Consider the following 10,873-nt stretch of genomic DNA (forward strand, 5'->3'; position numbering starts at 1 on the left):
CTTATTTCTCCTCTTTGAGTATGTAGTTAGCAGCGTTGGCACCGGCTGCGCCCATGATGCCGCCACCCGGATGGGAGCCAGCACCGCAATTATAAAAGCCTGCAACCGGCGACTTATATTGTGAGGCCCCGTAAGCAGGGCGGTTCATCCACCAAGCATCAATCGCAAACTCACCGTGGTGCCAGTGGCCGCCGGTAACGCGAAATTGCTGTTCTAAATCTACCGGGGTGAGTAATTCGCTGGCCACAATTTGTGAGCGTATATCGGGTGCGTATTGCTCTAAGGTTTTTATAACGTTTTCTAGCAGTGTGCTGCGATGGGCATCCCAACCGCCTGCTATATCGTAGGGTGTGTATTGCACTTGTATAGAAACTACATGCTTACCCGCCTCAGCCAAACTGTTATCGTGCAGTGAGGGCACAATAACTTCTAATGCTAAATCTTCGCCTAAGCCTTTGTACTTAGCCTGGTCAAACGCGTTTTCTATGTATTGCATAGTCGGCGCAATAATTATGCGGCCATTGGCTTTGTTTAGGCCAGTAAACTTAGGCTCAGCATTTAAGGCCAAATGTACTTTTGACACCAGGCCGTTCATGCGCAGGCGGTTGATGCGTTGGGTAAACTCCACATCTAAATGCTGAACACCTAGCAGCTTAAAGAAACTGGTTTTAGGATCAGTGTTAGAAATAATATGGTTGGCAGAAATGCTTTCACCATTTTCTAAACTAACACCCGTGGCCTGCATATCTTGAACAATAACGCTGGCCACAGGGCTGCCTGTGCGTATTTCTGCGCCATAGGCTTTAGCAGATTTTGCTAAGGCGTTAATTAAACCGCCTACGCCACCTTTGGGTAAAGGCAGTTCGCCATTACCAGACATATCGCCAGACATTTTTAACAGTTGGTTAAGCACGGCATTGTTAGGCGAGCGCGGTGCCAGCTTATTACCCACGTTGTAATCCCAGCTTAAGGCGGCTTTTAATAATGGGGTTTCAAAAAACTCATCCATCATGTCTTGCGCGGGTAGGAAAATCATACGCATAAATTCGCGCATATCGGTTTTACCTAAGCTGCGTACTTTAAGGCCAAACATGCCCAGCGTGGATGCATCTTTAAAGCCGCCATCGGTCATTACCGGTGGCGTTTTATGCCAGGTGGCATCCATGGTATCGGCAAAGCGGCCTAGTAAGCGCTTATAGGCTTGGTAGGATTCGGCATCTGCTGCACTGGCACCTTGCACCTCGCCATTGGCGATAGTGATGTGCTGGCCTGCCGGTGACAATGCCACCGTGGCTAAAGAGTTAGCCGCTAGTTCAAAGCCGTGTTTACGTAGCTGTAAGTCATTAACTAACTTGTTGGTGAGCTGCGGCAGTGTGTGTGCCACCGAGGCTTTAAAGCCGGGGGCAAACTCTCTAGTGGCGCCTAAGCCGCCTAGTTGCTCTGCGGCTTCTAATACCAGAACTTTTTTACCCGCTTTGGCTAAGTAGCCTGCGCAAGCGAGACCGTTGTGGCCGCCACCAATAATGATGGCGTCATAATGTTTATTATTCATCGACGTCGTCCTTAGGAACTGTGTTGGGGCGTTTTAAATCCAGTAAAATTTCACGGGCCGCGTTAGCGCCGCAGGCTGAGGATACGCCGCCGCCGGGGTGGCTACCTGAACCGCACATATACATACCTTTGGCGGGGCCGCGGTACTGTGAGTAGCCTGGGAAGGGGCGGTTAAACATCAGCTGGTCTAAGGTGAGCTCGCCCTGGAAAATATTACCTTCGGTTAGCCCTACTTCGTTTTCAATTTCATAGGGGGTGCGTACTTCTTTATGCACAATAAAATCGCGGAAGTTGGGGCTGTACTGGCTGATTTGGTTTATCACCGTTTCACCAAAGGCCTCGCGTTTTTCTGGCGTCCAACCGCCTTCAATTTCTGCTGGGCAGTATTGAATAAAACAAGAAACAAAATAGTTACCCGGTGCGGCGTGAGTTGGGTCCCAAATAGAAGACTGGGTCATTTCAATAAAGGGATCTTCCGACCAGCGGCCGTGCTTCCAATCATCGTAGGCTTTTTCCATGCGGTCGCGGGTATCCAAAAACTGCATAGAGCCGTTGCGCAACATATGATCTTTGGGCATAGAGGGCCAGTCAGGCATGCCGTTTAAGGCGATGTTGACCTTGCCTGATGAGCCGCGAATTTTAAAGTTGGTGGCTTTTTTGTGCAGGTCTTCGGGTATGTCTTCCCTGTTCATAATCTTGGTAAAGGTACGTTTAGGATCAAGATTAGAAACCACTATGTCTGCGTAAATCTCGTTGCCATTTTCTAAGGCGACACCGCGGGCTTTGTTGTTTTTAACAATGATTTTATCCACCGGCGCATTTGTCATAATCTCACCGCCGTGCTCTTTAAGGGCGCTGGCGATGGCATTGGAGATAGCACCCATACCACCACGGGCCAAGCCCCATGCACCTACCGCGCCGTCTACGTCACCCATTACATGGTGCAGTAATACATAGGCGGTGCCCGGTGAGTACACGCCCAGTGCGGTGCCGATAATGCTGGAGGTGGCTAAGGTGGTTTTAATCAGTTCGTTTTCAAAGTATTCATCCAAAAAGTCACCGCAGCTCATAGTCATAAAGCGGATAAATTCGCAAATATCTTTTTCGCTCATGTCTAAAAACTTTTTCGCCATAAAGGCCATTTCGCTGATGTCGCGCGGCTTAAAAGACGTAGGGTCGGCTGGGGTGCGCAACATAAAGTGGCGAATAAACTTTGCGTAGCGCATCAAGTCGGAATAAAAACGATTGGAAGCATCGGCGTCGCGCTTAGAGTGACGCGCGTACTCACGGTACATCATGGCGTGATCGTGATACTCGGCTATGTAATCACCGTTGCGGGCAAAGTTGGTATTGCCGGAATAGGGCACTACCATTAAGCCGTGGCGGGTTAAATCCAAGTCGCGGTGTATGGATTGGCGCAGCAGGCTACACACATAGGAGCAGTTTGAATAAATCCAGCCCGGGTGTAGCTCGCGGCTTACCGCGGCGCCGCCTATATAGTCATTTTTTTCTACCACCAACACGTTCAAGCCAGACTTGGCGAGATACGCGGCATTGGTTAGGCCGTTGTGGCCAGCTCCAATAACAATGGCATCATATTTTTTAGCCATGGGATGTGATCTTCCTCTTCTTGTTTGATGTTTGAGCAAAGCATACGCAATCAAATCTGGCTTATGCAGAGCGCATAGTGGACAATGAGGGGATATAAAGGGACATAAAGGAGGCCGAAAATGACCCGCTCCAAACCACAACCCGCCGTGACTGAGCAAAAACAACTACTGCACAGTCATGAAATTCAGCTACTTATTGCCGAACTGGTGCAGCAGCAAGCCGTGCCCTTAGAGTTGATACTAGAAGATACCGGAGTAAGTGCCAGAGCCTTGGAGAATCCCTCTTTAAGGCTGACCCTAGAACAGGAGCTGGCGCTGTATAAGCGTATTGCTAGCCTTAATACCAACCCCTTGTTAGCGCATAGAACAGGGGTAAAGCTGGGCCTGCCTAATTACGGTATTTTGGGTTATGCCATGGTGGCTTCACCCACTTTGCGCGACGCCTTGCAGCTAATGGTAGAGTTTGCTCCCTTGGTGAGCTGGGCTGCGCACAGTGTGTTGACTCAGGAAAGCTACCGTGGCGAGGCCTGCCTGTGCCTGACCATACATCCCACGCCCTCCGACGAGCGCACGTCGGTATTAGAGGTAGAGAGCACCTTTGCCTCTTTGCAAACAGTGTTTAATGAGTTGGTGGCCGAGCGGGTTAGCTTTAACCGGGTGACCTACAGCCACCCTTGCCCAGTGCCCGATAGCCAGCCCTATGAAGAATTGTTCCAGTGCCCGGTAGATTTTTCTCAGCCCAAAAATAGCCTCTACCTGAGCAAAGCCCTATTGGCGCGGCGGCTGCCGCATGCCCAGCCCGAGCACGCTAGCCTATTAAAGGATTTATGCGCTGAGACACTGATTAGCCTACGCCAGGATAGGGGGCTGGTAGCGGCAATTAAGGCCTATATAGATGGCTATGAGCAAGGTGTACCCAGCCTGGATGAAACAGCCCAGTACTTTCATCAATCCTCTCGCACCCTGCGGCGGCATCTGCAGGCTCAGGGGCTATCCTTTAGAGGCTTGATTGATGAGGCGCGCTATAGCTCGGCCAAACGCTACCTTAGCTCTACCAATTTAACAGTAGAAATTATAGGAAAAACATTAGGTTACGCTGATGTGCGCAGTTTTCGCACAGCCTTTAAGCGCTGGTCGGGGATGTCGCCAGCTGCCTACCGCGGGCGTTAGAAACAGTATTGTGATAACTGGCATTAAATGATCGTACAGAAAACTATATACGTATTTAAATTGCTGTAGTATAGTTTTTCACCAGATATAAAGAGCTAATAGCAGCCGTTTAACTAAGGTGAGTGATGATGAAATTTATAGCGACTGATGTAACCGATTCCAAAGATAAAATGAAGGCCATGGTAGCCGAGCAATTAAAAAAGAAAGGCTTTGCTATCAACCCGTATTTTTATCGCTCGCATGTGACCTACCAGGCTGAGCTGGAAAACATATTGTTTAAAAGCTGGCTCTATGCCGGGCATATCAGCCAAATCCCCAATAATGGTGATTACTTTTTATTTGAGTTGGCGGAAGACTCCATCATTATCAGCCGCGACCAAAATGGTGAAGTGCAGGCACTCATGAACATTTGCCGTCACCGTGGTGCTCGCGTTTGTGAAGAGCACAGCGGCAACCGTAAAACTTTTGTTTGCCCCTATCACGGCTGGGTATTTAACACCGACGGTTCTCTAAAAATGGCTAGAGCCATGGAAATGAAAGAAGGCTTTGACCCTAAAGATTACGGCCTTAAAAAAGCGAGGCTGGAAATTTTTGAAGGCCTGATTTTTGTTAACACCGACCCCAATGCCGCCGACTTTAAAGCGCCTTTAGAAAAACTGCGGGTGCCGCTATCGGCCTACGATTTACCTAACGCTAAAATCGCTCACAGCCACACCTATAAAATTGATGCTAATTGGAAGCTGGCAATAGAAAACTATCAAGAGTGTTATCACTGTGCGACCTCCCACAGGCAATATGCCAAGCTACACAGCTTAAAGGATTTAGAAGAAAAATCAGCGCCTATTAACGAGGCCATGCATGCGCGCTCAGAAGCAATGACAGGCTTACCCGGCTTAACGGTAGATTTTTATGAAGCCTGTAATTATGCCAACGGTTTTGGCGCTGACGTTTATCACAGCCGTTACGCTCTATATGATGATTTTAAAACCGGCAGTCGCGATGGCCAGCCCGTGGCACCCTTAATGGGCAGCTTTAAAGGCTACGATGGCGGCGCCGGTGATTTTCAAATGGGGCCGCTGTGCTTTATGTTGAATTATCCCGATCACTGTGTGTTGTATCGTTTTACTCCCCGTGGCTTAACCCAAACCGATTTAGAGGTAGTTTGGTTTGTGAAAGGTGATGCCGTAGAGGGCAAAGACTACGATAAAGATGAGGTCACTTACCTGTGGCATCACACCACCCTGGAAGACGAGTATATTATTACGCGCAACAGCGAGGGGGTGAACTCACACTTCTTTGAACCAGGGCCTTATCACCCCGAGTTTGAAGAACCCTGCATAGAATTTATTGACTGGTATTTAACAACCCTGCATCAATCAGCGTAAGTTATTAGCAGTATCAATTTTAAGCCCGCCTTTGCGCGGGCTTTGCTATTACAGGCCAGTAAAGCTGGCGGAAAATGCTTGTGAAAAAATACGCAACAGCTAGGCTGTAATCAGCCTATTAGTTAAAAGTCATTATTGAGGTAAGTTTTGAAAAAAGAAGTACTTATTTTTTTGCATATGAATGACGAGCACCCCGGTTATATTGCCGATTTTCTCGCGGCCAACAATATTCCCTATAGAGTCATACGCAGTTATAACAACGAGCTGATACCGCAATTAGACGACAGCATGGCAGGCCTGGTATTTATGGGCGGTATAATGAGTGCCAATGATGACTTGCCCTGGATAAAACAAGAGCTGCGCTTAATTGAGCAGGCACTGGCTGCGGATGTGCCACTATTAGGGCATTGTTTGGGAGGGCAGCTAATTAGTAAAGTTTTAGGTCAAAGTATTAGTAAAAGCCCTGTTGCCGAAGTGGGCTGGCATAGGTGCCAAACACAGGATAACGCCATTGCTAAAGAGTGGTTAGGCGATTTAGATAATTTCCAAATGTTTCACTGGCATTACGAAACCTTTTCTATACCTGAGCAAGCTACCCATATTTTTGCTACGCCACATTGTCGCAATCAGGCTTATGTTTACCGTGATAATGTATTGGCTATGCAATGTCATGTAGAGATGACAGCGCCTTTAGTGGTGTCGTGGGTAGACTCTTGGCCTGAAGGCTTGGTTAACGTGAGTGATAGTGAGCAAAATATCATGCAAATAAAAGCGGATTTAAGCACTAAGATCGCGGAGATTAATATTGTGGCCGAGCAACTTTATAGCCGCTGGATACAGTCTTTAAAATCTTACTGATGCAGCGCTTGCAGTCTTACACCCAACAAATTAAACATTAGTGAGAACAGTGATGAGTAAAAATAGAGATTTATTTAACAAACATTTATTACACCCCTGGGGTAACCTGCCCGAGTTAGGCGAAGATGAATCCATCTCGGTAATAGTAAAAGGCGAAGGTGCTTATATTTACGATGAAGAGGGTAATAAGTTACTGGATGGCCCTGCCGGTATGTGGTGTATGCAAACCGGCTATGGCCGTAAAGAAATTGCCGATGCCATAGCAAAGCAGGTGATGGAGCTGGGCTATGCGACCTCGTTTACCGTGACTAACCCTGTGGAGGCAGAATTAGCACAACGTATAGCCTCACAAACACCCGGAGATTTAAACCGCATCTTTTTTACTACCGGTGGCTCTACAGCGGTAGATTCGGCCTTACGTTTATGCCAGTTGGCTAATAATATTAAAGGCCAGCCACAGCGTAAGCATATTCTTACCCGCGAGAAAGCCTATCATGGCAGCACATTTTTAGGTGCCTCGGTCACGGGTAAAGAGCGCGATAAATCTGCCATGGATGTGTATCAAGATTATGTGCATTTTTTAAGTGTGCCCTGCCAATATCACCACCCCGATTTTGATTCGGAAGCAGACTTTTGTGATTTTCTAATCCAAGAGTTAGAAGACAAAATCGCCGAGCTAGGCCCTGAGAACGTGATGTGCATGATAGCCGAGCCGGTATTGGGTTCGGGTGGCGTGGTGGTGCCTCCGGCCGATTATAATCGTCGCTGTTGTGAAACCGTACAAAAGCATGGCATTTATTATATTGCCGATGAAGTGGTTACCGCCTTTGGCCGCTTGGGCCATTGGTTTGCCTCAGAGAAAGTATTTAATACCAGCCCAGATATTATTACGTTTGCCAAGGGTATTACCTCCGGCTATGTACCCTTAGGAGGCTATGCCGTTTCGGATAAATTTATGGAGGCAATCAGTGGCGACAATGCCAAGGGGCGTATTTATTCTAATGGTTATACCTGGTCTGGCGCACCTGTGCCCTGTGCCGCGGCATTAGCCAGCTGGGATATTATTGAGAATGAAAAAATTCTTGATAATGTGCATGAAGTTGGCCCGTATTTTCAAGAGCAATTACGCACTTTAAAAGATATACCTTTAGTCGGTGATGTGCGCGGCATAGGCATGATGGCCGCAGTAGAAATGACCTTGCAAGGTCACACCGGCAGCCGTGAAGATTTATTAGCAAAAGATTATGCCATAGGCGCTATGGTGGATGATTACTGCCACCAGTTTGGCTTGTTAGTGCGGCCTTTTATTAATGTTTGCATTATGTCGCCGCCGTTAATCTTAACCAAGGCACAGGTGGATGATTTGGTGTTAGCTATGCGCAAGGCCTTAGAGCTAACTTTAAATGATTTGCGCGAGCAGGGTATTTGGGTGGATTAAGCGCTAGTGCTTGAGGGTATAGTTTTACGATTAAGATCTGCCGGTACTTTATTAAGTGCCGGCATTTTTTATCGCCCAAATTGGCTATACACATTTATAAATGCATTTCACCGGCGCGTTCGGGCTGGTAGAGCACTTCAATAATTTCCACTTGCAGTTGGCCGCCGCCTGGCTTGGGCCATTGTATTTGATCGCCTTCAGCTAAACCTAACAGGGCGCTGCCTACTGGGGCGAGTATTGAGATTTTACCCTGTTGGCCATCACTGTCTTGCGGGTAAACCAGAGTCAGCGAAAACTCTTTGTTAGACGACGCCACTTTAAATCTAACGGTAGAGTTCATAGTGACTATGTTGCTAGGCATGTCCTCTGGGGCAAGGATTTCGGCGCGTGCCAACTCGTCGACTAAATCATCAATGCCTGGGGCGGTGTCTTGCTTCATGTTGTCTATCATTTTTTCTAAACGTGATAGGTCTAAAGATGAAACAGTGATTTTAGGTTTGGTGTCCATGATGTTCCTACTCAATGTGGTGGTTGTTAATCACCCAAGCTTATATGGTTATAGTGGCTTAGCCAGTTAACCGTGAGCTGTAGCTGAGGCTAAAACAGAACTGGGCTATATTAGCGACAGGCTACAAATTAAGTAGCGAATGTAGCATGTTAGTTGCTGTTTATTAAGATGATTTCAAATTCAATTATTACGTCGGCAATTGGCTATGGCGGCTGTGAGGTAAACCGCCAGGCAAAAAAATACCGGGCTAGCCCGGTATTTTTTTATAGGGTGCAGCTTGCTTATTTATTGATCATGCTTTGTTGGTAATTTTCTATACCAACCTTGTCGATAAGGCTCAGCTGAGTTTCCAGCCAGTCTACGTGCTCTTCTTCCGATTCCAGTATGTCTTGCAGCAGGTCGCGGCTAACATAGTCCCTAATGGATTCGCAGTATTCTATGCCATCGCGTAAGTCGGGTATGGCTTTTAATTCCAGTTTTAAATCGCATTCCAGCATTTCTTTGGTGTTTTCGCCTATAAAGAGTTTGCCTAAGTCTTGTAGGTTGGGCAGCCCCTCTAAAAATAAAATACGCTCGATAAGCAGATCGGCGTGTTTCATTTCGTCTATAGACTCTTCGTATTCATGGTCGGCCAGCTCTTTTAAGCCCCAATCCTTGTACATGCGCGAGTGTAAAAAGTACTGGTTAATGGCAACTAGCTCGTTACCTAGAGCTTTATTAAGAAACGTAATGACTTTGGGGTCGCCTTTCATGGTCGCATCCTGTTGGCTGATAAAGTGATAAAAATATCAGTAAAAGTCTGCGCGGAAAGTACGGCTCTGTCAAACAGAGATTGGGAGGTTTACCGTTTAATAATTAACAATAAAAATGCGAATACATCGCATTTGTTTTAAGTCTGTATAAGGCTTAGCTTACCGCGTAAAACAACTGCTCGTTGTCTACTTGGTTTTGTAGGCTTTCGTTAAAAATTTCACGGGCGATAATGCCACACTTGCCACACTGCGAGGCCAGATTTAACTCTTTGCGAACTTGGCCAAAGCTTTTGCCGCCATTGGCCACGGCTTCGCGTATTTGGCTGTCGGTAACGGATTTGCAAAGGCAAATATACATGTGCGTGTCTCTCTAACGGTCTGTAACTAGCGTCTGTAATGTGCGCTCACCATGGCTGGCTAACGGTGCATTGCCCACAGTGGCTACTAAGCGCTGCTGGGGCAGGGTAGCCGGCAATGTGCTAAAGTTAATCTAAATGAGAATCGTTGTCAATATCATTAAGTGCTTTATTTGGTTAATAAGTAAACGCTAGGTGTGGCAGGCGTATTGATAGTTTTAAACTATTAAGTCGATTTAAAAAAATGGGTGGGCTTGGGCGGGCGGGCTGTGTACTATCACAAGCCCTTAGCTAGGCTTGGCAGTGGCGTAAGCCGCTATTGCTGGGTGCAAACTAGCCGCTATAGTCACTGTAGCGTAATGAAAGGCTGTTACGGTTATTCAGGGGCTTTTTAAGGGTGGCCTTAAAGGGCAGGAATAACCGCAAATAATGTAAACATAACTTTTTGGAGGCTCGAACAATGAGTGTACTCGTTGGCAAACCCGCACCGGATTTTACTTGCAGCGCTGTTTTAGGTAATGGCGAGATAGTTGATGGTTTTAACCTAACTGAAACCATCAAAGGCAAGATAGGCTTGGTGTTTTTCTACCCCTTAGACTTCACTTTTGTGTGCCCTTCAGAGCTATTAGCGGTAGACCACCGCATGGCCAAGTTTAAAGAGCTGGGTGTAGAGGTTATTGGTGTATCTATAGACTCGCACTTCACTCACAACGCCTGGCGCAACACGCCTATCAACAAAGGCGGCATAGGCCCTGTAGGCTACACCTTGGCAGCCGATATTAACCATGATATCTGTCGCGCTTACGATGTTGAGTCGGTTGATGGCGTTGCATTCCGCGGTGCGTTTATTATCGATAAAGAAGGCATAGTGCGTTCACAAACTGTTAACGACCTACCTTTAGGCCGTAACTTTGACGACTTTATCCGTGTTATCGAAGCCCTACAATTCCACGAAGAGCATGGCGAAGTTTGCCCAGCTGGTTGGAACAAAGGCGACAAGGGTATGGATGCATCACCTGAAGGTGTTGCCGCTTACCTAAGCGAGAATGCTGATAAGCTTTAAGTAAAAAGCTGCAAGCTGCAAGCTGCAAGCTGCAAGTTGTAAGCTGTAAGAAAAGTGATGTGACCCACATAAAACGGACACTTAGATTGCAGCTTTATAGCAGAGCATTGGCACCTGATTCAAGGTGCCATGTACTCGCCACGTGTTATAAAAGTCATTAATGTAGGACTGCACCAAGCGTT

Annotated in this window: 10 protein-coding genes; 5 read left to right on the forward strand and 5 right to left on the reverse strand. The window is 47.1% G+C overall.

All coding sequences use genetic code 11. From position 1 onward, the window contains the following. Nucleotide 1 precedes the first annotated feature (1 nt). Together NO559_RS10345 and NO559_RS10350 are read right to left on the reverse strand one after the other, a co-directional pair. Nucleotides 2-1,552 (reverse strand): NAD(P)/FAD-dependent oxidoreductase, encoded by a 1,551-nt coding sequence (locus NO559_RS10345; protein ID WP_258331751.1) that lies wholly within the window; start codon nucleotides 1,550-1,552, stop codon nucleotides 2-4. Further along, the gene (locus tag NO559_RS10350; RefSeq protein ID WP_258331752.1) at nucleotides 1,545-3,161 is read right to left on the reverse strand and encodes an NAD(P)/FAD-dependent oxidoreductase; all 1,617 of its coding nucleotides are present in this window, start codon (nucleotides 3,159-3,161) and stop codon (nucleotides 1,545-1,547) included. The genes NO559_RS10345 and NO559_RS10350 overlap by 8 nt, the downstream gene beginning before the upstream one ends. A 120-nt stretch (nucleotides 3,162-3,281) precedes the next feature. On the opposite strand from NO559_RS10350, the gene NO559_RS10355 reads away from it, so the two are divergent. From NO559_RS10355 to NO559_RS10370, 4 genes are all read left to right on the forward strand, one after another. Beyond that, a complete protein-coding gene (locus NO559_RS10355) occupies nucleotides 3,282-4,331 on the forward strand; it encodes an AraC family transcriptional regulator (protein WP_258331753.1) in 1,050 nt (349 codons plus the stop codon). 125 nt (nucleotides 4,332-4,456) lie between these two features. Further along, nucleotides 4,457-5,716 (forward strand): aromatic ring-hydroxylating dioxygenase subunit alpha, encoded by a 1,260-nt coding sequence (locus NO559_RS10360; protein ID WP_258331754.1) that lies wholly within the window; start codon nucleotides 4,457-4,459, stop codon nucleotides 5,714-5,716. A gap of 147 nt (nucleotides 5,717-5,863) precedes the next feature. Then, nucleotides 5,864-6,574, forward strand: coding sequence for a type 1 glutamine amidotransferase (locus tag NO559_RS10365; protein ID WP_258331755.1), 711 nt, complete (start codon nucleotides 5,864-5,866; stop codon nucleotides 6,572-6,574). Nucleotides 6,575-6,626: 52 nt separating this feature from the next. Beyond that, entirely contained in the window at nucleotides 6,627-8,012 is a 1,386-nt protein-coding gene (locus tag NO559_RS10370; RefSeq protein ID WP_258331756.1) for an aminotransferase, read from the forward strand. 94 nt (nucleotides 8,013-8,106) lie between these two features. On the opposite strand, the gene rnk is transcribed toward NO559_RS10370, so the two are convergent. The 3 genes from rnk to NO559_RS10385 all read right to left on the reverse strand — a co-directional run bounded on the left by rnk (nucleotide 8,107) and on the right by NO559_RS10385 (nucleotide 9,630). Further along, on the reverse strand, nucleotides 8,107-8,520 hold the full coding sequence (gene rnk, locus NO559_RS10375; RefSeq protein WP_258331757.1) for a nucleoside diphosphate kinase regulator: 414 nt from the start codon (nucleotides 8,518-8,520) through the stop codon (nucleotides 8,107-8,109). A 281-nt stretch (nucleotides 8,521-8,801) separates the two neighbouring features. Beyond that, entirely contained in the window at nucleotides 8,802-9,272 is a 471-nt protein-coding gene (gene bfr, locus NO559_RS10380; protein ID WP_258331758.1) for a bacterioferritin, read from the reverse strand. A gap of 154 nt (nucleotides 9,273-9,426) precedes the next feature. Continuing rightward, nucleotides 9,427-9,630: a bacterioferritin-associated ferredoxin gene (locus NO559_RS10385; protein ID WP_258331759.1), complete on the reverse strand. Its 204-nt coding sequence runs from the start codon at nucleotides 9,628-9,630 to the stop codon at nucleotides 9,427-9,429. A 458-nt stretch (nucleotides 9,631-10,088) separates the two neighbouring features. Between NO559_RS10385 and NO559_RS10390 the strand changes: the two genes are divergently transcribed. Then, nucleotides 10,089-10,691, forward strand: a complete 603-nt coding sequence (locus NO559_RS10390) for a peroxiredoxin (RefSeq protein WP_258331760.1) — start codon at nucleotides 10,089-10,091, stop codon at nucleotides 10,689-10,691. Nucleotides 10,692-10,873 lie beyond the last annotated feature (182 nt).

Origin of the sequence: Dasania sp. GY-MA-18 (genome assembly GCF_024734385.1) — a bacterium.
GTDB lineage: Bacteria > Pseudomonadota > Gammaproteobacteria > Pseudomonadales > Dasaniaceae > Dasania > Dasania phycosphaerae.